Source organism: Micromonospora sp. WMMA1998 (assembly GCF_027497375.1).
Classification (GTDB): domain Bacteria; phylum Actinomycetota; class Actinomycetes; order Mycobacteriales; family Micromonosporaceae; genus Micromonospora; species Micromonospora sediminicola.
In genome coordinates this window covers 2,851,037-2,872,163 of record NZ_CP114911.1, presented here as the reverse complement: position 1 = coordinate 2,872,163, position 21,127 = coordinate 2,851,037, and the positions used below count along the sequence as shown (strand labels likewise).

The following is a 21,127-nucleotide window of genomic DNA, read 5'->3' as shown; positions in this document are numbered from 1 at the left end:
ACGCCACCACCACCCGGAGGTTCCCATGGCACCCCGTCCCACCCCCGCGGACAAGTTCTCCTTCGGCCTCTGGACCGTGGGCTGGCCCGCCCGCGACCCGTTCGGCGACGCCACCCGGCCCGAGCTGGACGCCGTCGAGGCCGTGCACAAGCTCGCCGAGCTCGGCGCGTACGGCATCACGTTCCACGACGACGACCTGGTCCCGTTCGGCGCGGACGCGGCCACCCGCGACGCCCGGCTGAGCCGGTTCCGCAAGGCGCTCGACGAGACCGGCCTGGTCGTGCCGATGGTCACCACCAACCTGTTCAACCACCCGGTGTTCAAGGACGGCGGCTTCACCAGCAACGACCGCGACGTGCGCCGCTACGCGCTGCGCAAGGTGCTGCGCAACGTCGACCTCGCCGCCGAGCTGGGCGCGAAGACGTTCGTCATGTGGGGCGGCCGGGAAGGCGCCGAGTACGACGTGGCCAAGGACGTCCAGGCCGCGCTCGAGCGCTACCGGGAGGCCGTCGACCTGCTCTGCCAGTACGTCGTCGACAACGGCTACGACCTGCGCTTCGCGCTCGAACCCAAGCCGAACGAGCCGCGGGGCGACATCCTGCTCCCCACCGTCGGCCACGCGCTCGGCTTCATCTCCACCCTGGCCCGCCCGGAGATGGTCGGGCTCAACCCGGAGGTCGGCCACGAGCAGATGGCCGGGCTCAACTTCGCCCACGGCATCGCCCAGGCGCTCTGGCAGGGCAAGCTGTTCCACATCGACCTCAACGGCCAGCGCGGCATCAAGTACGACCAGGACCTCGTCTTCGGCCACGGCGACCTGCTCAACGCGTTCGCCCTGGTCGACCTGCTGGAGCACGGCGGCCCGAACGGCGGCCCGGCCTACGACGGCCCGCGCCACTTCGACTACAAGCCCTCCCGCACCGAGGACATGACCGGCGTGTGGGCCTCCGCCGAGGCGAACATGCGGACCTACCTGCTGCTCAAGGAGCGGGCCGCGGCGTTCCGCGCCGACCCGGAGGTGGCCGAGGCGCTCGCCGCCGCCCGGGTGGCCGAGCTGGCCACCCCGACGCTGAACCCGGGTGAGGGCTACGCCGAGCTGCTCGCCGACCGGACCGCGTTCGAGGAGTTCGACCCGGAGGCGGCCGGGGCGAAGGGCTTCGGCTTCGTCCGGCTCAACCAGCTCGCCGTCGAGCACGTGCTCGGCGCGCGCTGAGGCGGGCCGCCATGCCGCTCGTCGCGGGGATCGACTCGTCGACCCAGTCCTGCAAGGTGGTGGTCCGGGACGCGGAGACCGGGGCGCTGGTCCGGCAGGGCCGGTCGCCCCACCCGGCCGGCACCGAGGTCGACCCCGCCGCCTGGTGGGACGCCCTGCGGGCGGCCGTCGCCGAGGCCGGCGGCCTGGCCGACGTGGCCGCCGTCTCGGTCGGCGGCCAGCAGCACGGCATGGTCTGCCTGGACGAGGCGGGCGAAGTGGTCCGCCCGGCGCTGCTGTGGAACGACACCCGCTCCGCCGACGCCGCCCGGGACCTCGTCGAGGAGGCCGGCGGCGGGGAGACCGGCCGCCGGTTCTGGGCCGAGGCCACCGGCGCCGTGCCGGTGGCCAGCTTCACCGCCACCAAGCTGCGCTGGCTGGCCCGGCACGAGCCGGCCAACGCCGACCGGGTGGCCGCGGTATGCCTGCCGCACGACTGGCTCACCTGGCGGCTGGCCGGCGCTCCCGGCCTGGACGCGCTGCGCACCGACCGGGGCGACGCCAGCGGCACCGGCTACTGGTCGCCGCGCACCGGCGAATACCGGCTCGACCTGCTGGAACAGGCCTTCGGCCGGCGCCCGCGGGTCCCGGTCGTGCTCGGTCCGGCCGAGGCGGCCGGACAGCTCGACCCGGCGGCGCTCGGCGACGGGCCGACCGCCGCCGGTCCGGTCGGCGGCGCAGGGTCCGGCGCCGCCGGCCGGGTCCTCCTCGGGCCGGGCACCGGGGACAACGCGGCGGCGGCGCTCGGCGTCGGCGCCGGCCCGGGCGACGTGGTCGTCTCGATCGGCACCTCCGGCACGGTATTCGCGGTGGCCGACGCGCCGGCCGCCGACGCCGCCGGCGCGGTGGCCGGGTTCGCCGACGCCACCGGGCGGTTCCTGCCGCTGGTCTGCACGCTGAACGCGGCCCGGGTGCTCGACGCCGCCGCGACGCTGCTCGGCGTCGACCTCGACACGCTCGGCGAGTTGGCGCTGGCCGCCCCGCCGGGCGCGGACGGCCTGGTCCTGGTGCCGTACCTGGAGGGGGAACGGACGCCGGACCGCCCGCACGCCACCGGCGAGCTGCGCGGCCTGACGCTGGGCACCTCGACCCCGGCGCACCTGGCCCGGGCCGCCGTCGAGGGCATGCTCTGCGGGCTCGCCGACGGCCTCGACGCGCTGCTCGCCCAGGGCGCCCGCGCCGACCGGATCATCCTGGTCGGCGGCGGCGCCCGGTCCGCCGCGGTCCGCGCGATCGCGCCGCAGGTCTTCGGCCGCCCGGTGGTGGTCCCGCCGCCCGGTGAGTACGTGGCCGACGGCGCGGCCCGCCAGGCCGCGTGGGTCGCGCTCGGCGGCGACGCCCCGCCGGCCTGGTCGATCGGCGCCACCGAGGAGTACACGGCCGAGCCGGTGCCCGCGATCCGCGAGCGCTACGCCCGCGCCCGGGGGTAAGGAAGGGACCCTTCTTAACGCCTCCGGTAGAGGAGGGGCCCCTTTTTAACACGCGCGTCAGGCCGGGGGCGGTGTCCCGGATCCGGCCCGTACCTGGTTGGCTGCCCTGCATGAGGGGCACCAGGATCTCCCGGCGCGGGAACGCGACACACCGGTACTACAGCGTCGTCGTCTTCGTGGTGCTCGCCTCGCTGGACAACGTGGCGATCGGCCTCGTCCCGCCGCTGTACAAGCCGATCGCCGAGGCGTTCGACGTGCCCCAGCGGATGCTCGGCCTGGTCACCGCGGTCAGCTTCCTGGTCAGCGCGATGGCCGCGGTGGGCTGGGCGTACGTCGGCGACCGGAGCAACCGGAAGCCGTTGCTGATGGTCGGCACGCTGGTCTGGGCGGCCGGCACCGGCGGCAGCGCGCTGGCCGGGCAGTACCCGACGTTCCTGGCCGCACAGCTCGTCGCCGCGGTCGGGCTGGGCGCGGTCGGCTCGGTCGGCTTCTCCGTGGTCACCGACCTGATCTCGCCGCGTCGCCGCGGCCTGGTGATGAGCTTCTGGGGCCTGTCCCAGGGCGTCGGCACGCTGGCCGGCACGCTCACCGGCGGCCTGCTCGGGGCGACCGACTGGCGGCGGCCGTTCCTGCTGCTGACCGTCGTCGGCCTGGCCGCCACCGCGGCGTACCTGTTCACCTACGACATCCCGCGCGGGCAGAGCGAGCCGGAACTGGCCGAGGCGCTCGACGCCGGCGGCGAGTACGACTACCGGATCAGCCGCGCCGACCTGCCCCGGATCCTGGCCCGGCGGACCAACCGCTGGCTGATCCTGCAGGGGCTGACCGCCCAGGCCGCGTTCGGCTCGCTGGTCTGGTTGCCGAACCTGTTCCGCGAGCGAGCCGAGGCGCAGGGCTACTCGGAGGCCACCGCGGTGGTGGTGGGCAGCGTCTTCGCCACCCTGTTCCAGCTCGGCGGCGCGCTGTCGATCGTGGGCGGGCTGGTCGGCGATGCGCTGCAACGGCGTACGCCGAGCGGCCGGGCGACGGTCGCGGCCGTGGGCGTCCTCGCGGCCGTGCCGTTCTACCTGGTGCTCTTCTTCGTGCCGATGCACATCGACGTGCCCGACGGCGGCAGCTCCGGCGCGGTGGTGGCGGCGGTGCTGTCCAGCGTGCTGACCGAGCCGACGGTCGGGCTGAGCCTGCTCACCGCCGTGGTGGCGCTGGCGCTCACCTCGGCGAACTCGCCCAACTGGTTCGCGCTGATCGCCGACGTGAACCCGCCCGAGCACCGTGGCACGGTCTACAGCCTGGGCAACCTGGTCAACGGCGTGGGACGGGCGGCCGGCAACGGGGTGGTCGGGCTGGTGTTCGGCGGGCTGCGGCTGGTGTTTCCGCCGCCGCTGAACTACGCCGTCGGGCTGGCCGCGTTCCAGCTCTTCTTCATCCCCACCGGGATCATGTACTGGCTGGCCGCCCGCACCTCGCCCCGGGACATCGCGCAGGTCGACGCGCTCCTGCACACCCGCGCCGACCGCCTGGAAGGAAGGGCCCCTTCTTAACGGGTGAGTGTTAAGAAGGGGCCCTTCCTATACCGGAGGCGTTAACAGGGGGCCCTTCCTTACATCCACCACACGGTGACGTCGGTGGGGACCGCGTCGCCGTCCAGCGGGGCGCTGGACGCCAGCACCGAGGCGCCGGCCGGCAGCGGCACCGCCGTCGCGCCGAAGTTGGTCAGCACGGTGAGGTCGCCGTTGGTGAACGTCAGCACCTCGTCACCGGAGGACATGAACCGCAGCGGGCCCCGCGCCAACGCGTGCTCGCGGCGCAACCGCAGCGCCGTGCGGTACAGCTCGTACGTCGAGCCGGGCACCCCGCGCTGCCGGTCCAGCGCGTACTCGGCCCACATCGGCGGCTGGGGCAGCCAGCTCGCGTCCGTCGGCCCGAAGCCGTACGACGGGGCGTCGGCCTCCCACGGGATCGGCACCCGGCAGCCGTCCCGGCCGCGCTGGGTGTGCCCGCTGCGGGCCCAGGTCGGGTCCTGCCGGGCCTCGTCGGGCAGCGTGGTGTGCTCCGGCAGCCCCAGCTCCTCGCCCTGGTAGAGGTAGGCCGAGCCGGGCAGCGCGAGCATGAGCAGGCTGGCCGCCCGGGCCCGGCGCAGGCCGAGTGCCACGTCGGGCTGCGGGTCGTCGACGCCGATGCCGTTCATCCGGCCGCCGGCGGTGGTCAGCCCGAGCCGGGACGCGTGCCGGACCACGTCGTGGTTGGACAGCACCCACGTGGTCGGCGCGCCCACCGTGTCGGTGGCCTCCAGGGAGCGGGTGATCACCGCGTACTGGGCCGGGGCGGTCCAGGCGGCCATCAGGTATTCGAAGTTGAACGCCTGGTGCATCTCGTCCGGCCGGACGTAGCGGGCCAGCCGCTCGGCCGGCTCCACCCACGCCTCGGCGACCAGGACCCGCTCCCCGGGGTACGAGTCGAGCAGCCGCCGCCACTCCCGGTAGATCTCGTGCACGCCGTCCTGGTCCCACATCGGCGGCCGGGGCTTGTCCACCTCGCTGCCGGAGAGGATCTCCTGCGGTTCCTGCCAGTCGGCCAGGTCGGCCTGCTTGATCAGGCCGTGCGCGACGTCTACCCGGAACCCGTCCACGCCCCGGTCGAGCCAGAAGCGCAGGACGCCGAGGAACTCCTCGCGCACCTCCGGGTTGTCCCAGTTGAGGTCGGGCTGGCCGGGGTCGAACAGGTGCAGGTACCACTGCCCGTCCGGCAGCCGGGTCCAGGCCGGTCCGCCGAACACGCTCTCCCAGTCGTTCGGGGCCTCGGCGCCGTCCGGGCCCTTGCCGTCCCGGATGACGTAGCGCTGCCGCTCCGGGCTGCCCGGCGCGGCCGCCACGGCGGCGGTGAACCAGCGGTGTGCGGACGAGGTGTGGTTGGGCACCAGGTCGACGATCACCCGCAGGCCGCGCGTCTTGGCCTCGGCGATCAGCTTGTCGGCGTCGGCGAGCGTGCCGAAGAGCGGGTCCACGTCCCGGTAGTCGGCCACGTCGTAGCCGGCGTCGGCCTGCGGGGACGGATAGAACGGGGACAGCCAGAGCGCGTCGACGCCCAGCTCGGCGAGGTGGTCGAGGCGGGCCGTGATGCCCGGCAGGTCGCCGATGCCGTCGCCGTCGGAGTCGGCGAACGAGCGCGGGTAGACCTGGTAGATGACCGCCTCGGTCCACCAGCCGGTGGCCGGGCTCTGCTGCGTCGCGTCGGTGTTCAGCGCCTTCTCCCTGTCGTTGGTGCGGGACGAACGGGTCGGTTCAGTGTGCCCGCGGCGGCGCGGTCGAGTCCCGCACCACCAGGCGAGTGGGGAGGATCACCGAGGCCGGTGTCTCCTCGTCGCTCGCGGCGCCGCGCGGGGTCGGCACCAGATTGGCGTGCGGCTCCGTGCAGCGCGTGCCCAGCGGGTCGAGCAGGATGCGCGCGGCGAGCAGCCCCTGCTCGGCGGCGGGCTGGGCGATCGTGCTCAGGCCGAGCACCCCGGCCAGGTCGTGGTCGTCGATGCCGATCACGCTGACGTCCTGCGGGACCCGGAGCCCGGCGTCGCGCAGCGCGCTCATGGCGCCCATCGCCATCTCGTCGCAGGCGGCGAAGATGGCGGTCGGCGGCTCGCCCCGGGCGAGCAGCTCGGCGGTGGCCCGGGTGCCGCCGTCGATGGTGAACCGGGACTCGACGTCGAGGCTCGGGTCGGGCCGGATGCCCGCGCCGCGCAGCGCCTCCTGGTAGCCGCGCCGGCGGTCGAGGTGGGTGGTGAAGGCCAGCTCGTCGTCGGGGTCGCCGGAGATGTGCGCGATCCGGGTGTGGCCGAGGTCGAGCAGGTGGCGGGTGGCGGTCCGGGCGGCGGCCACGTCGTCGATGCGGACGCAGGGCCAGCCGGGCACACCGCTGCCGGAGCTGATCGTCACCCCGGGCAGGTCCAGGTTGGTCAGCGCGTGCACGTCGGCCGCGCGGAGCGGGGTGGCGACCAGCATGATCGCGTCCACCCGCTTGTGCAGGCCGGCCGGGCGGAGCACCCGCTGGCGGGTCTGCTCCCGGCCGCCGAGGTTGTAGAGCAGCAGGTCGTAGCCGTTCTGCTGGAGGTAGTCCTCGACCGCCTCGACCACGGTGCCGAAGAACCAGCGAGTGATCCGGGGGACCACCACCGCGACGGTGCCGGTCCGGCCGCCGGCCAGTCGGGAGGCGCTCGGCGAGACCGCGTACTGGAGCTGCTCGGCGGCGGCGAGCACCCGGCGGCGGGTGGCGGCGGAGACCGTCGGCAGCCCACGCAGCGCCCGGGAGACGGTGGCCGTGGAGACCCCGGCAAGGCGGGCGACGTCGTCAATCTTGGTCATCGTGGCTCCCCGCTGCGACCCGTGTCCCGCCGCCGCCGGCAGGCCGGCGGCGGCGGGACGACGGATCAACCCTTGACGCTGCCGGCGAGCAGGCCCCGCACGAAGTAGCGCTGGAGGGACAGGAACACCAGCAGCGGTACGACGATCGAGACGAACGCGCCGGCGGTGAGCCGTTGCCACTCGTTGCCCCGCGTGCCGGCCAGCTCGGCGAGCCGGACCGTCAGCGGGGCGGTCTCGTCGCCGCCCCCGGCGAAGATCAGCGCGACCAGCAGGTCGTTCCAGACCCAGAGGAACTGGAAGATGCCGATCGCCGCGAGCGCGGGCGTGATCAGCGGCAGCACGATGGTCCGGAAGATCTTCGGGTGGGTGGCGCCGTCGACCCGGGCCGCCTCCATCAGGTCGCCGGGGAGCTGCGAGATGAAGTTGTGCAGCAGGTAGACGGCGAACGGGAGCGCGAAGCAGGTGTGTGCGAACCACACCTGCGCGAACTTCTGCTCGTCGACCAGGTCCCACGCGGGGAGGATCTGGACCCCGCCGAGGGTGACGCCGGTGGAGAAGAACCTCAGCAGCGGCACGAGGGCCATCTGCAGCGGCACGATCTGCAGCGCGAAGATCCCGATGTAGAGCCAGTCCCGGCCCTTGAAGTTGATCCAGGCCAGCGCGTACGCGGCCAGCGAGGCGAACGCGATCGGGAAGAGCACCGACGGGATGGTGATCGCCAGTGAGTTGATGAAGTAGCTGGCGAGCTGCCCCGACGAGCCGGTGCTGAACAGCACGTCCTGGTAGTTCTGCAGGGTGAACTGCGGGTCGCTGAAGAACGTCCACCAGCCGGTGGTCTTGATCTGGTCCTCCGGCCGGAACGAGGAGATGAACAGGCCGAAGGTCGGGATCGTCCAGAGCAGCGCGAGCACGATCGAGACCAGCGTGGCGGTGCGGCTGTTGAGCCGCTTGCGGACCCGGGCGGCCCGGGTGAGCGGCGCCGGGGGTTGGACGCCGGCTCCGACGGTGGGCGTGGCGGTGGTCATCTCAGCCCTCCCGCTGCTTGCGCAGGTTGCGGATCTGGTAGATCACGAGCGGCAGGACCAGGACGAACAGGAAGACCGCGAGCGCCGAGCCCTGCCCGTTCTCGCCGTACCGGAACGCCTGGTTGTACATCTCGGTCGCGATCACGTTGGTGTCGTAGTTGCCGTTGGTGGCGGTCCGGACGATGTCGAAGACCTTGAGCGTGGCGATGGAGATCGTCACCACCACCACGATCAGCGCCGGCCGGATGCTCGGCATGGTGATCCGCCAGAACATCTGCCACGCGGTGGTCCCGTCCAGCCGGGCCGCCTCTATGATGTCCGCCGGGATGGCCTTGATGGCCGCGGAGAGCACCACCATGGCGAAGCCGGCCTGGATCCACACCATGATCACGATCAGCAGCAACGTGTTCAGCGGCGAGTCGAGCAGCCACTGCTTCGGCTGTCCACCCAGGCTGACCACGATCTGGTTGAGCAGGCCGATCTGTTCCTGCCCGTCGCCCCGGAAGGCGTAGATGAACCGCCAGATGATGGCGGCGCCGACGAACGAGATCGCCATCGGCAGGAAGATCAGCGACTTGGCCGCCGACTCGAACCGGGCCTTGTCCACCAGGACGGCGTAGACCAGGCCGAACGCGCTGGCCACCAGCGGGACCAGCAGCACCCAGACCAGGGTGTTGAGCAGGACCCGGAAGATCGAGTCCTCGGAGAACATCCAGCCGTAGTTGTCCAGCCCCACCCAGTCGGTGCTGCGCGCGTCCATGAAGGAGAGCAGCGTGGTGCGGATGGCCGGCACCACCAGACCGATGGTCAGGAACAGCAGCGTCGGCAGCAGGAAGAAGAACGCGAACAGGCCCTCGCGCGGCTTGCGCCGGCGCGGCGGCGGGCCGCCGGCCGTCGAGGCCGCGACCAGTTGCGCCTCCCGGCGCCGGGCGAACCAGCTAGGCACCACGTCGAGGAGCAGGAGCAGGCCGCCCACCACCGCGACGAAAGCGATCAGCCCGTACATCAGCATGAGGAACTTCGGCTGTTCCGCCGCGAAGTCGAACTCCATCAACCCTCCCTCAAGGGTTCGGATGCTTCGGGGGTGGCCCGGCCCGCGTCGCGGACCGGGCCACCCCGTCAGATCACTTCCAGCTGCCCTCGATGTCGTTCAGGACGGTGGTGGTGTCCTTGCCGTTGATCCAGGCGACCATGCCCTTCCAGAAGGTGCCCGCGCCGACCGCGGCCGGCATCAGGTCCGAGCCGTCGAAGCGGAAGACGGTCTTCTCGTCCTGCAGGATGCCCACGGAGAGCTTGTCCACCGGGTTCGGGACGTTGTTGAGGTCCAGCTTCTTGTTCGCGGACACCCAGTCGCCGATCTTGGCCCGGCTGTTGGCGTACTCGCCGGAGGCCAGGTAGGTCTGCACCGCCTGGACCTCGGGACGGTCGGCGAAGGCCGCGACGAACTCGCCGCCGCCGAGCACCGGCTTGCCCTTGGCCGGGTCGATGGCCGGGAAGTAGAACGCGAAGACGTCGCCGTCCTCGGCCACCTTGGTGCCCTCGGGCCACTGGTTGGCGTAGAAGGACGCCTGGCGGTGCAGCGCGCACTTGCCGGTGGTGATCGGCGTGCCGGCCTCCTGGAACGCGGTGGTGGCGATGCTCTTCACGCCGCCGAAGCCACCGTTGACGTACTTCTCGTTCTTCAGGATGGTGCCGGCCTGGTTGACGGCCGTGGCGACCTGCGGGTCGTTGAACGGGATGCCGTGGGTGGTCCACTGGTCGTAGACCTCGGGGCCCGCGGTACGCAGCAGGACGTCCTCGATCCAGTCGGTGGCCGGCCAGCCGGTGGCGTCACCGGACTCGATGCCGGCGCACCACGGCTTGGTGCCGCTCGCCGCGATCTTGTCGCTGAGGTCGATCAGCTCCTGCCAGGTGGTCGGGACCGACCAGCCCTTCTCCTTGAAGGTCTTCGGCGAGTACCACACGAAGGACTTCACGTTGGAGCCCAGCGGGGCGCCGTAGAACTGGCCGTTGACGGTGCTGTACTTCAGCCAGTCGGGGGAGTAGTTCTGCTCGGCCATGGCCTTGGTGTCGGCGCCGGCCGGCTTGAGCTTGCCCGAGTCGACGAAGCGCTTCAGCAGACCCGGCTGCGGGATGAAGGCGATGTCGGGGGCGTTGCCGCCGTCCACCCGGACGGGGAGCTGGGCCTCGAACTCGCCCGAGCCCTCGTGGTCGATCTCGATGCCGGTGCAGTCCTCGAACTGCTTCCAGGACTGGTCCAGCCGGTCGGCCTCGATGTCACGGATCGAGGAGTAGATCGTGACCTTCTTGCCGTCGTTGCCCTGGTACTTCTCGTATGCCGCGCACTCGGGCGAGCTCGCGTTGTCGCTCTTCTTGTCGTTGCCGGTGCCGCAGGCGGCGACGCCGAGCGCCAGCCCCAGCACGCCGGTGACCGCGAGAGCCTGGCGTGATCTGGCAAACGCCATGCCGATCTCCTTCCTTGCCGGCGCGTGGGGGGAAATCGAATCCGCGCCGGTCCGATGGTCGTCCCCACATGTAAGCGCTTGCATCCCGTCCGGTCCACCCCCTGCCGGACACGGCCCGGTAACAATCCCGAAACCCCTACCACCGGCCGTGGGTGCGCTCCCACGAATCTTCCGTTCGATGGAACTTTCTGTCACGCTGTCCGCATCGGATTGAAGACTTTCAACATAGGAGGCAGTGGATGCGTAAGCGGTGGCTCAGTCTCGCGTCCGGGGCGGCGGTCCTGGCGGCGGCGGTCCTGGTCCCGGCGGCGCCCGCCCTGGCCGCGCCGACCTTCAAGGTCCCGTTCCCGTGCAACCAGTCCTGGTCCGGCCAGACGCGGACCAACCACAGTCCGGCGAACGCGATCGACTTCAACCGCACCGACGACCTCGGCGACCCGGTGGTGGCCAGCGCGCCCGGCACGGTCGACGTGGTGACGAACCTCGGCGACACGAGCTACGGCAAGTACGTCCGGATCAACCACGGCGGCGGCTGGACGACCTACTACGCGCACCTGAACGCCTTCAACGTCTCGGTCGGGCAGACCGTCGGGTACGGCCGGGTGATCGGCTACGTCGGCACCACCGGCGGGTCCACCGGCCCGCACCTGCACTACGAGCAGCGCTCGAGCGGCAGCGCCGTAAAGATCAAGTTCAACGGCGCCCAGGCCCTCTACTGGGGCACGAAGACCTACACCAGCGACAACGGCTGCGCCGGGGCGGACACCGGCGCGGGCACGGTCAACACCGCGGGCGCCGCGCTGACGGTCCGGTCCGGTCCGGGCACCGGCTACAGCGCGGTCGGCACGGTGGCCGACGGCGCCGGGGTGACGATCTACTGCCAGACCAGCGGCACCAGCGTCACCGGCACCTACGGCACCAGCTCGATCTGGGACCGGATCGGCTCCGGGCGGTTCATCTCCGACGCCTACGTCTACACCGGCTACGACGGCTACATCACCGGCGTGCCCCGCTGCTGACCCCGGCGGGCGCGGGGACGGCCGGTCCCCGCGCCCGCGCCGGTCAGGAGTTCAGCCGCCAGACGGCGAAGTTGAGCGCGGCGGCGAACGTGACCCAGGCCCAGTAGGGCAGCATCAGCAGCGTCGCCGGCCGGGAGACGCGCCGGAACAGGGCCACGGTCACGCCGATGGCCAGCCACATCACCACGATCTCGGCGAAGGCCAGCCCGTACCGGCCGGCGCCGAAGAACAGCGGCGTCCAGATCGCGTTGAGCACGAGCTGCGCGACCCAGGCTCCGAGCGCGGGGCCGAACCCGACCCGGCGCCAGACCAGCCAGCCGGCGATCGCGATCAACGCGTACAGCACCGTCCAGACCGGGCCGAACAGCCAGGAGGGCGGCGCCCAGGCGGGCTGCTCCAGGCTCTGGTATTCCGCGGAGGTGCCCCGGACGCCCAGCCCGCCGATGGCGGCGGCGGCGAACGTGGCGGCGCCGAAGCCGAGCAGGGCCCACCACTTCCGGACCCCGGCGGTGCGCCGCCCGGCGCTCTGAGTTGTCTCCATGGTCGAGATGATTGCCGTTCCGCGCCGGGGACAAACCCCTCCGGACGCGAAAGCGCCGGGATCGCCGGGTCCGGACGCTCCGGTCTGGGAGGACAGAGCGCCGGACCCGACGACCCCGGCGGGTCAGGGGTGAAGGACAGGGGTCGCTAATTGAAGATGCTGACGCCACCCGGGCCGACCAGCAGGCCGACGACGATGAGGACGATGCCCCAGAGGATCTGCCGGCGGAACAGCGCGAGAATTCCGGCGACCACGAGTACGACTGCGAGAATCCAGAGAATCAGCTCCATGACGGCTGGATACCCGGCGCGCCGATCCCGGAAACCTCCCGGTCAGTCGACCTGGTCGCCCAGGTGGAACACGCTGTAGGCCTGTTTGATCACGGGGTGCGCGACGTTGCGGACGCGGACCCCGCCCGGCGTGGTGCCACGCTCGGTGCCGTGGTGGGCGTGGCCGTGCAGCGCCAGCGCGGTCGGCGCCGAGTCGATCGCCTGCCCGAGCTGGTAGCAGCCCAGGAACGGGTAGATCTCCAGCGGCTCGCCGGCCAGCGTGTCCGGCACGGGGGAGTAGTGGGTGAGCGCGACCAGCGAGTCGCACTCCAGCGACAACAGCGCGGCGGCCAGCGCGTCGGCGCTCTCCCGGGTGGTCCGGACGAAGGCCTTCATCTCCGGCTCGCCGAAGTCGCTGGCACACCGCCCGGCGAACCCGCCGCCGAACCCCTTGACCCCGGCCACCCCGAGTCGCCCGCCGGCGCACTCCAGCACGGTGCCGGTGCCCTCCAGCACGGTGATCCCCGCGTCCTCCAGCACCTTGACCACCTGCGGCACCTGGTCGCACTGGTGGTCGTGGTTGCCGAGCACGGTGATCACCGGTACGCCGAGGTCGCCGAACTCCCGCGCCACGCACCGGGCCTCGGCCTCGGTGCCGTGGCGGGTCAGGTCGCCGGCGAGCAGCAGCACGTCGGCGCAGTCGGGCAGCTCCTCCAACGCAGGACGGAACCGGCCCACCACGTCCTCGTCCACGTGCACGTCGCCGACGGCGGCGATCCGGATCACCATCGAACCTCCCTCACGGCAGCTCCTCGACCTGGGTGGGCGCCTGGGTGCGGATCACCCCGATGTCGCTGGTCACCGGCGTGTCCGGGAAGCGCTCGGCCACCCGGCGGAGGATCTCCTCCCGCCGGTGCGGGCTCTCCACCTCGCCGTAGAGCACCAGCCCGCGCTCGCGGCGCACCACCGTGATGCCCTGCTCGGCCACGGACGGGTCCTCGGCCAGCATGCTCTGGATCTCCGCCTCCACGTACTCGTCGGGGGGCACGTCGCCGGACCGTCCGGTCACGGGGTCTCCCTTCCGCCGGGCGCGCCGCCGGGCAGCACGTCCAGCCGGTCGAGCAGCACCAGGAACGCCTCCGCGTACGGCGAGTGCTGCGTTTCCTTCCGTACCCGTTCCCAGTCGATCTGTTCCCGCAGCGAACGGGCGAGCGGCAGGGCGCGGGCGAAGTCGCAGTAGTGCTGGGAGAAGCTGAGCAGCTTGTGCACCATGAGCTGGCTGGCTGAGAGCACCGGCATGTGGATCGCGTCGACCGGGCGCACGATGGTGTCGGCGAACGTCTCCTCGGTCACCGGGGTCTCGATCGGCCGGTGGATGAGGTCCACCATGCGTCCCTCGTCGTAGACCTTGACCAGCCAGTCCTCCGGCGGGCGCTCGGCGGTGAAGCCGGCCTCGACCAGCGCCTCCAGGGCCCGGTCGACGTCGGCCTCGCGGAGCAGGAAGTCCACGTCGTGGTCGCTGGAGTGGCCGCCGTGCGCGTACACGGCGAAGCTGCCGCCCAGGGCGAAGGGGATCTCGGACTGCTTGAGCACGGCGGCGACCTTCTTCAGCGTGTGCACCAGGGTCTCGTCCCCGCGCTCGGCCATCTGGGTCTCCCGTCGTCGTCATGGGCGGTGGGATCAACAGGCGTACCCGGCGGAAGCTCCGGTCACACCTGATCGGGCGCGGTGCGTCCGCTCGGGGAGGAAAGCGACAAATCGCCGATGGTGAGCGTCGGTCGGATAACCTCGGCAAGGTGGCCAGCTCACTGCGAACGCGGCGCGGCAGGGCCCGACTGCGCGCCGTCGCCCTGATCGGCATCGACGGCTCGGGCAAGACCACCCAGGCCCACCGGCTCGCCGAGGCGCTCACCGCCGCCGGCCACCCCGCCACATACCACCGCAACGCCGGCGGTCGCCGCTGGCTCGGCCGCCTCGCCCAGCGGGTCGGCCGGCCGGACGCGCAGCGGCTCGTCGGCCGCGACGGGCTGCTCGCGGTCGAGTCCGCGCTGCGCTGGCTCGCGATCGCGCTGGCCCTGGTCAGTTGCCTGGTGACCGGCCGGACGGCGGTGATGGACCGCTGGTCGGCCTGCCAGTACGCCAGCATCCGGGCGCACGGCGGGCAGCGCTGGGAGCGGCTGGCCCGGGCCGGGTACCGGATCTTCCCGTCGCCCCGGGTCACGTTCCTGCTCACCCTCGACCCCGCCGAGGCGTACCGGCGGATCGAGCGGCGCGGCACCGACCACGAGAGCATGCGGTGGCTCACCGCGGCGGACGCCGCCTACCGGTCGCTGCCGGAGTACGCCGGGTTCGTGGTGGTGGACGGCAGCGGCACACCGGAGGAGGTCGCCCGCCGGATCCGGGCGCACCTGAGCGAGTGGCTGCCGGACGACCCGCCGGCCCTGGCCGTACCGGGCCCGGAGGGCACGCCTCGGCCCTCCGGCGGCGCGGGGCGGGACGGACCGGTGCCGGCTCAGGCCCGGCCGTAGACCGGGACGCTCGCGCCGCTGGTCGGCGCGGACTCGTCGGAGGCGAGGAAGCGGATCACGGCGGCGATCTCGGCCGGCGGCACCCACCGCCGGTGGTCGGCCTCGGGCTGGGCGGCCCGGTTGGCCGGGGTGTCGACGACGCTCGGCAGCACCGTGTTGCACCGCACTCCGTGCGGCCGGTACTCGACCGCGACCGCGTCGGCGAACGCCCGTACCGCGGCCTTGGCGGTGACGTAGCCGGCCGCGCCGGGGAACGGCGCCACCGCCGCCCGGGCCGACACGCAGACCACCGCGCCGCCGCCGGCCTCGACCAGGTGCGGCAGCGCCGCGTGGGTGACCAGGTAGGTCGGACGCAGGTTGATCCGCAGCATCCGCTCGAACTCCTCGACCGGGGTCTCGTGCACGAGCCCGCCGCTGGCGTACCCGCCGACGAGGTTGACCACCGCGCGCAACGGCGCGGCCGGCTCGTCGGTCGCCGCCTCGACCGCCCGCGCCGCCCCCTCGGGGGTCAGCAGGTCGGCCACGACCCGGACCGGACCGTCGTCCGTCCCGGGCTCCCGCTGGGGTACGACCACCCGCCAGCCGCTCCGGAGGAAGGCGGCGGTGACCGCGCCCCCCAGCCCGCCCGTGCCTCCGGTCACCAGCACCGTGCGATCCGCCATGCCCACACGCTAACCGGCCGCCCGGAGGGCCGACCGGTGACCCGGCGACGGCCGTCCGGCCGGTCCGGGAGCGCATGACGGTGGACGGTCCGGTCGGCCGGCGGCACCGACTCGACCGGACCGGATGAGGCGGCCGGGCTGCGACGATGGGACCCTGGGCGAGGGGGCCGGGCGCGGAAGGCGGTAAATTTCCCGATACGCGGCGTCATGGTTGACGCTCACGGCCTGTGAAAGTAAGTTTCATCCGTGGCGAAGAGTCCGAAGATTTCTGCGAGTCACGAGCCCGGTGGACTGATCGTCCACATCAGCGGCCTCCTTCCCTCGCTGTCCCCGGCCGAGCAGCGGGTGGCCCGGCTGGTCGTCGCCGATCCGGCCGACGCGGCCCGGCGCACCATCACCGACCTCGCCACCGCCGCCGAGACATCCGAGGCGACCGTGATCCGGTTCTGCCGGTCGGTCGGCATGGACGGCTATCCCCAGCTGCGGATCCGGCTCGCCGCCGAGGCCGCGCGCCGGGTCGAGCCGCCGGACGCCCGGGTGGTCGGCGGCGACATCCCGCCGGGCGCGGACCTGGCGCAGATCATCGCCACCATCGCGTTCAACGACGCGCGGGCCGTCGAGGAGACCGCCGAGCAGCTCGACCCGGCGGTCTGCGAGCGGGTCGTCGAGGCGATCGGCGCGGCCGGCCGGATCGACGTCTACGGCGCGGGCGCCAGCGGCTTCGTCGCCTCCGACTTCCAGCAGAAGCTGCACCGCATCGGCCGCATCGCGTTCTACTTCCCGGACGTGCACACCGCGCTCACCTCGGCGGCGCTGCTGGGCCGGGGCGACGTCGCGGTCGGCATCTCGCACACCGGCACCACCTCCGACGTGATCGAGGTGCTGGAGCAGGCCCGGGCGCGCGGGGCCACCACGGTGGCGCTGACCAACTTCCCCCGCTCGCCGATCGCCGACGTCGCGGACCACGTGCTCACCACCGCCGCCCGGGAGACGACCTACCGGTCCGGCGCGACGGCCAGTCGGCTGGCCCAGCTCACCGTGGTCGACTGCCTCTTCGTCGGAGTGGCCGCCCGGAGCCGGACCCGGACCAAGAAGGCCCTGGAGGCCACCGCCGAGGCCGTCCTGTCGCACCGGGTGGGTCCCGGGCGGAGGCGGGGATGACGGCGGGCCGGGTGGAACGGGACGAGGTGGCCGTGGTGCGTCCGGTGGTGCGGGTCGGTGCGCCGACCGAGCGACGCAACCCGCAGAGCGTCGACCTCGACCTGATGTCGACCCGGGACGTGCTCACCGTCATCAACGAGGCCGACCGTCGGGTGCCGGCCGCGGTGGCCGCCGTGCTCGACGAGATCGCCGAGACCGTCGACCTGGCCGTCGCCGCGCTGCGCGGCGGGCACCGGGTGCACTACTTCGGCGCCGGCACCTCCGGCCGCCTCGGCGTGCTGGACGCGGCCGAGCTGGCCCCCACGTTCAACTCGCCCCGGCACTGGTTCTGCGCGCACCTCGCCGGCGGCCCGGAGGCCATGTGGCGGGCCGTCGAGGACGCCGAGGACGACGAACGGGGCGGCGCCGCCGAGGCGGGCGAGTGCGTGCACCCCGGCGACCTGGTGGTCGGCCTGGCGGCCAGCGGGCGCACCCCGTACGTCCTCGGGGCGCTCGCCGCGTCCCGGGCCCAGGGGGCCGGGACCGTGCTGCTGTGCGCCAACCCGGAGGCCGAGGCCGCCCCGTCGGTGGACGTGTTCATCGGGGTGGACACCGGACCCGAGGTGGTCACGGGGTCGACCCGGATGAAGGCGGGCACCGCGCAGAAGCTGGTGCTGAACACGTTCTCCACGGCCGTCATGGTGCGCCTGGGCCGGGTCTACTCGAACCTGATGATCGACATGGTGGCCACCAACGCCAAGCTGCGCGGCCGGATGATCTCGATCCTGGTGGAGGCGACCGGGTGCGCCGAGGAGGTCTGCCGGGTTGCCCTGCGGGAGGCCGACGGCGACCTCAAGACCGCCCTGGTGGCGCTGGTCTCCGGCGCGGAGGTGCCCGCCGCCCGGGCCGCGCTGGCCCGCTCCGCCGACCAGGTACGCGGCGCCCTGGCCCTGCTCGCCTCCTGACCCCGAGCGCGAAACCACCCGCCCGGCGCATCCGCCCGGCGGGTGCGACGCGTATCACGTGGCGGGAGGGGACGTCTCTCCCCGAGCGGATTGTTCAACGAGGCGGAGGGTAATCCTCAGCGTGGCTGAACCGGTGGGTCCACGGGCGCGTATCAGGCAGTGACCAGGATCGCAATGACGCGGTGACGCGGCTCGCTGTGTTCATGGAACAGGCAATGGTGCCATTCCATGGGCGGACGGCGATTCCGCTGCTCCCGCGCCCACCGACCAGGGCGGCCGCGAGCCGCCCGAGCAGGGGTCCTGACAGGAAACATGGACCGGGCTCTCAGCTACTACTCAGGCATTCGTGACAGTTTCGACTCACGACATGGAATCCCCGACGCGTCACATCTGTTGTGTAGGTGTCAGCACCTACGGGCACAGCGGAGGTTACGGGGAGGGCTGATGAACGTGGGGATGGCAAGGAACCGGGCAACCGGCGCGAGCGAGGGGACCGTGGCAATCGTGGACAAGAACATCGGCATGCGTACCGACGAGGTCGCCGAGGAGCGGGACCTGGTCGGCGTCTACCTGCACGAGATCTCCCGGACGCCGCTGCTGGACGCCGCCCGCGAGGTGGATCTCTCCAAGGCGATCGAGGCGGGTCTCTACGCCGAGCACCTGCTCGACACCGACCGGCTCCCCGACGGGGCCACCCGGGAGGAACTGGAGCGCGTGGTGGTCGAGGGGGAGCGGGCGAAGGACCTGTTCATCCGCGCCAACCTGCGGCTGGTCGTCTCCATCGCCCGGCGCTACGTGCGCTCCGGCATGCCCATGCTGGACCTGATCCAGGAGGGCAACACCGGCCTGGTCCGCGCGGTCGAGAAGTTCGACTACGAGCGCGGCTTCAAGTTCTCCACCTACGCGACCTGGTGGATCCGGCAGGCGATCAGCCGGGCCATCGCCCAGCAGGAGCGCACCGTCCGGCTGCCCGTGCACCTGGTGGAGGACGTCAACCGGATGCGCAACGTGGCCCGGCAGCTCACCCGCGAGCTGGGCAGCGACCCGGAGCCGGAGCAGATCGCGACCGCGCTCGGCGTCACCGTCGAGCGGGTCAACGAGCTGCGCCGCTGGTCGCAGGACACCGTCTCGCTGGACACCCCGGTGGGCGACGACGGCGACACCAACCTCGGTGACCTGGTCGCCGACAGCGACGCGCCGTCGCCGGAGGAGATCGTGCTGACCGGCCTGGAGCGGCAGCGGATCGAGGGTCTGCTCAACCACCTCGACGACCGGTCGGCCGGCATCATGCGGGCCCGCTACGGCCTGGAGGACGGGCGCGAGCACTCGCTGACCGAGGTCGCGTCGCGGTTCTCGCTCTCCCGGGAGCGGATCCGCCAGCTGGAGATCCAGGCCCTCGGCCGGCTGCGTGAGCTGGCCCGCGCCGAGGGACTGCAGGCGGCCTGACCTGGTAGTAATGGAAACGACGAACGGCCGGCGTCCGACAGGGGGACGCCGGCCGTTCGTCGTTACGGGTCAGACCCGGCCGTAGCCGGCGATGCTCATGATGTTCATGCCCCGCTTGCTGACGTTGCGGCCCGCGCTCGGCGCGTCGATGATCTGACCGCCGCCGACGTAGAGCGCCACGTGTCCGAGGCCGGAGTAGAACACCAGGTCGCCCGGTTGCAGTTGGCTGCGACTGATCCGCGTCACCGCGTTCCACTGTTGCGCCGCGCTGTGCGGCAGCGACTTCCCGGCGGCCCGCCAAGCGGCCAGGGTGAGCCCCGAGCAGTCGTAGCTGCCGGGGCCGTCGTCGCCGTAGCCGTAGGGCTTGCCGACCGCGCCGTAGGCGTACCGCACCGCGACGCCGGCCTTGCCGGAGACGGCCGGGGGCGTGCCCGCCGAACTCGCCTTGACCGGGGCCTCGGTGGCCCGCCCGTACGCCTTGCGACGCATCTCGTAGAGGCCGGCCAGGTCCGCCTCGATCCGCTTCTTGGCGGCGGTCAGCTGCTTGGCCTGCGCCGCCTCCTTCGCCAGCGTGACGTCGAGCCGGGTCTTCTGGTCGATCAGCCGGCGCTGGTCGCCGGTGAAGCTGTCGATGGTGCGCTGCCGCTGGCGGGTGAGCTGGTCGAGCGTGCCCAGCCGGTCCGGCAGCGACGCCGGGCCGCCCGGCTCCAGCAGGGCCGCCGCGGTGCGCATGCCACCGGTCTTGTACGCCGTCGCGGCGATCGCGCCCACGTCGGCGCGACTCCGCTCGGCCTGGTCCTGCAACGGGCCGATCCGGGCCTCCAACGTGGCCGCGGTGGCCTTGTTGGCCTTGATCTCCTCGTTGAGCTTGTTGTACGACTCGACGATTCGCTCCAGCTCAGTCGAGGACTTCTCGATCTGCTTCGTCAGCTCGGCGGGGGTGGGCTCGGCCCGAGCCACCGACGCCGGAGCGAGCAGCGCGGCCGAGAGGCCGGCCACCGCCAGCGAGCGGAGCAGCATCCGTAAGGACGACAAGAGCGGAAAGCTCCTCTCCACGGTCGACGGGAGGCGTGGCACGCCCCGTCGACACCGACCCGGCGCCGTCCGGGCGGACGGCGGTCGACCGGACCGACCTGGACAACCTAACCCGTGATCGGAGTGGACGGGAGTTCAAGCAGGGGCGAAAGTTGGCAAAGTGTCGGAAAGTGACAATGGGGCAGCTGACCGTCCGTGACCGTTTCGCGGACCTCACGTCGCGGGCTTCGGCGCTCCTGGGCGGAAGGCGCGACTCGCCCGATTCGTCGTTCTGGACGGATGTCGCCAGGCCACGCCAGGCAAAGTCATGACAAAGACGGAAATCGTTCTCTGTTTCCGGCGGGCCGGTCCGGCGACGTACCGGCCGGGCGGGCGAAAACCCGAGGTCGGGTGGCGTGTCCGCCACACAATGAAGCGCGGAACCGGGAATCCCCACCACGGGATCCGCGACCCCGGGAGGCCGCCGTGCAGACCGATCGCTCCTCCGCCCGCCCGCCCCGGTCGCCGCACGCGACCGCGCCCACGCTGCTCTACGCCCGACCCGGCATCGTCGTCACCGCCGAGCGCTTCACCGTCGGCCGCAACAGCTGGGCGGTGACCGAGATCACCCAGCTCTGGACCACCCGCGGCCCGCACGACCGGCTCGCCGTACGGGCGGTCGCCGTCTCCGCCGCGCTGATCGCCGCGGTCGGTCTGCTGCTCGGCTTCACCGGCGGCCTGGAGCGGCTCACCGCCGGGGCGTACCTGACGCTCGGCGCGGTGGGACTGCTGCCGCTGCTGCTGGTGCTGCTCGGCGACCGCTGGCGCCCGCCCGCACACGAGCTGTGGGGGCGGATCCGGGGTGCCGAGGTGCTGCTGTTCAGCAGCGACGACGAGCGGCAGTTCGGCCAGGTGACCCGCGCGCTGCGCCGGGCCCGCGAGGGCGCGCGACTCGGCGGCGGCTGGACCGACCCGCCCGCCGCCGCGCCGTGGCGGCCGGCACGCTGAGCGGCCGCGGC

Annotated in this window: 20 protein-coding genes and 1 pseudogene; 9 read left to right on the top strand and 12 right to left on the bottom strand. The window is 72.5% G+C overall.

All coding sequences use genetic code 11. From position 1 onward, the window contains the following. Positions 1–25 precede the first annotated feature (25 nt). The 3 genes from xylA to O7600_RS12790 all read left to right on the top strand — a co-directional run bounded on the left by xylA (position 26) and on the right by O7600_RS12790 (position 4,223). Positions 26–1,213 carry a xylose isomerase gene (xylA, locus tag O7600_RS12800; protein WP_091571451.1) on the top strand — a complete coding sequence of 396 codons (1,188 nt, stop codon included), beginning with the start codon at positions 26–28 and terminating at the stop codon, positions 1,211–1,213. Between the two features lie 11 nt (positions 1,214–1,224). After that, positions 1,225–2,682: a xylulokinase gene (gene xylB / locus O7600_RS12795; protein WP_281593789.1), complete on the top strand. Its 1,458-nt coding sequence runs from the start codon at positions 1,225–1,227 to the stop codon at positions 2,680–2,682. Between the two features lie 110 nt (positions 2,683–2,792). Beyond that, positions 2,793–4,223, top strand: coding sequence for an MFS transporter (locus O7600_RS12790; RefSeq protein ID WP_281593788.1), 1,431 nt, complete (start codon positions 2,793–2,795; stop codon positions 4,221–4,223). Positions 4,224–4,282: 59 nt separating this feature from the next. Here O7600_RS12790 and O7600_RS12785 read toward each other — a convergent pair whose 3' ends face one another. The 5 genes from O7600_RS12785 to O7600_RS12765 all read right to left on the bottom strand — a co-directional run bounded on the left by O7600_RS12785 (position 4,283) and on the right by O7600_RS12765 (position 10,524). Beyond that, entirely contained in the window at positions 4,283–5,923 is a 1,641-nt protein-coding gene (locus O7600_RS12785; RefSeq protein WP_281594141.1) for an alpha-amylase family glycosyl hydrolase, read from the bottom strand. A gap of 40 nt (positions 5,924–5,963) precedes the next feature. After that, positions 5,964–7,034, bottom strand: a complete 1,071-nt coding sequence (locus tag O7600_RS12780) for a LacI family DNA-binding transcriptional regulator (RefSeq protein ID WP_281593787.1) — start codon at positions 7,032–7,034, stop codon at positions 5,964–5,966. Between the two features lie 65 nt (positions 7,035–7,099). Beyond that, positions 7,100–8,059: a carbohydrate ABC transporter permease gene (locus tag O7600_RS12775; RefSeq protein WP_281593786.1), complete on the bottom strand. Its 960-nt coding sequence runs from the start codon at positions 8,057–8,059 to the stop codon at positions 7,100–7,102. Position 8,060: 1 nt separating this feature from the next. Beyond that, positions 8,061–9,110: a sugar ABC transporter permease gene (locus tag O7600_RS12770; protein ID WP_281593785.1), complete on the bottom strand. Its 1,050-nt coding sequence runs from the start codon at positions 9,108–9,110 to the stop codon at positions 8,061–8,063. A 73-nt stretch (positions 9,111–9,183) separates the two neighbouring features. Then, positions 9,184–10,524 carry an ABC transporter substrate-binding protein gene (locus O7600_RS12765; protein ID WP_281593784.1) on the bottom strand — a complete coding sequence of 447 codons (1,341 nt, stop codon included), beginning with the start codon at positions 10,522–10,524 and terminating at the stop codon, positions 9,184–9,186. Between the two features lie 239 nt (positions 10,525–10,763). Between O7600_RS12765 and O7600_RS12760 the strand changes: the two genes are divergently transcribed. Next, positions 10,764–11,543, top strand: a complete 780-nt coding sequence (locus tag O7600_RS12760; protein ID WP_281593783.1) for a peptidoglycan DD-metalloendopeptidase family protein — start codon at positions 10,764–10,766, stop codon at positions 11,541–11,543. A 43-nt stretch (positions 11,544–11,586) separates the two neighbouring features. Here the strand turns inward: O7600_RS12760 and O7600_RS12755 are convergent, their stop codons facing one another. The 5 genes and pseudogenes from O7600_RS12755 to O7600_RS12735 form a co-directional block, all read right to left on the bottom strand. Further along, positions 11,587–12,084, bottom strand: a complete 498-nt coding sequence (locus O7600_RS12755) for a TspO/MBR family protein (protein ID WP_281593782.1) — start codon at positions 12,082–12,084, stop codon at positions 11,587–11,589. A gap of 146 nt (positions 12,085–12,230) precedes the next feature. Then, entirely contained in the window at positions 12,231–12,374 is a 144-nt protein-coding gene (locus tag O7600_RS12750) for a GPGG-motif small membrane protein (RefSeq protein ID WP_007464364.1), read from the bottom strand. After that, a pseudogene (locus O7600_RS12745) lies at positions 12,365–13,142 on the bottom strand (metallophosphoesterase). The gene O7600_RS12750 and the pseudogene O7600_RS12745 overlap by 10 nt, the downstream one beginning before the upstream one ends. A 10-nt stretch (positions 13,143–13,152) precedes the next feature. Beyond that, entirely contained in the window at positions 13,153–13,362 is a 210-nt protein-coding gene (locus O7600_RS12740) for a hypothetical protein (protein WP_245666557.1), read from the bottom strand. 56 nt (positions 13,363–13,418) lie between these two features. Further along, entirely contained in the window at positions 13,419–14,000 is a 582-nt protein-coding gene (locus O7600_RS12735) for a nucleotidyltransferase (RefSeq protein ID WP_091571492.1), read from the bottom strand. Between the two features lie 149 nt (positions 14,001–14,149). Between O7600_RS12735 and O7600_RS12730 the strand changes: the two genes are divergently transcribed. Continuing rightward, positions 14,150–14,881, top strand: a complete 732-nt coding sequence (locus O7600_RS12730; RefSeq protein ID WP_099163916.1) for a dTMP kinase — start codon at positions 14,150–14,152, stop codon at positions 14,879–14,881. On the opposite strand, the gene O7600_RS12725 is transcribed toward O7600_RS12730, so the two are convergent. After that, entirely contained in the window at positions 14,866–15,543 is a 678-nt protein-coding gene (locus O7600_RS12725; RefSeq protein WP_281593781.1) for an SDR family NAD(P)-dependent oxidoreductase, read from the bottom strand. The genes O7600_RS12730 and O7600_RS12725 overlap by 16 nt on opposite strands. A gap of 246 nt (positions 15,544–15,789) precedes the next feature. On the opposite strand from O7600_RS12725, the gene O7600_RS12720 reads away from it, so the two are divergent. The 3 genes from O7600_RS12720 to O7600_RS12710 all read left to right on the top strand — a co-directional run bounded on the left by O7600_RS12720 (position 15,790) and on the right by O7600_RS12710 (position 19,094). Next, the gene (locus O7600_RS12720) at positions 15,790–16,704 is read left to right on the top strand and encodes a MurR/RpiR family transcriptional regulator (protein WP_099163918.1); all 915 of its coding nucleotides are present in this window, start codon (positions 15,790–15,792) and stop codon (positions 16,702–16,704) included. Beyond that, positions 16,701–17,648, top strand: coding sequence for an N-acetylmuramic acid 6-phosphate etherase (locus O7600_RS12715; protein ID WP_091571499.1), 948 nt, complete (start codon positions 16,701–16,703; stop codon positions 17,646–17,648). Before O7600_RS12720 ends, O7600_RS12715 begins: the two co-directional genes overlap by 4 nt. 456 nt (positions 17,649–18,104) lie before the next feature. Next, positions 18,105–19,094, top strand: coding sequence for a sigma-70 family RNA polymerase sigma factor (locus tag O7600_RS12710; protein ID WP_172968072.1), 990 nt, complete (start codon positions 18,105–18,107; stop codon positions 19,092–19,094). 69 nt (positions 19,095–19,163) lie between these two features. On the opposite strand, the gene O7600_RS12705 is transcribed toward O7600_RS12710, so the two are convergent. After that, positions 19,164–20,129 carry a C40 family peptidase gene (locus tag O7600_RS12705; protein ID WP_281593780.1) on the bottom strand — a complete coding sequence of 322 codons (966 nt, stop codon included), beginning with the start codon at positions 20,127–20,129 and terminating at the stop codon, positions 19,164–19,166. A gap of 465 nt (positions 20,130–20,594) precedes the next feature. On the opposite strand from O7600_RS12705, the gene O7600_RS12700 reads away from it, so the two are divergent. Next, entirely contained in the window at positions 20,595–21,116 is a 522-nt protein-coding gene (locus O7600_RS12700; RefSeq protein WP_281593779.1) for a DUF6232 family protein, read from the top strand. Positions 21,117–21,127 lie beyond the last annotated feature (11 nt).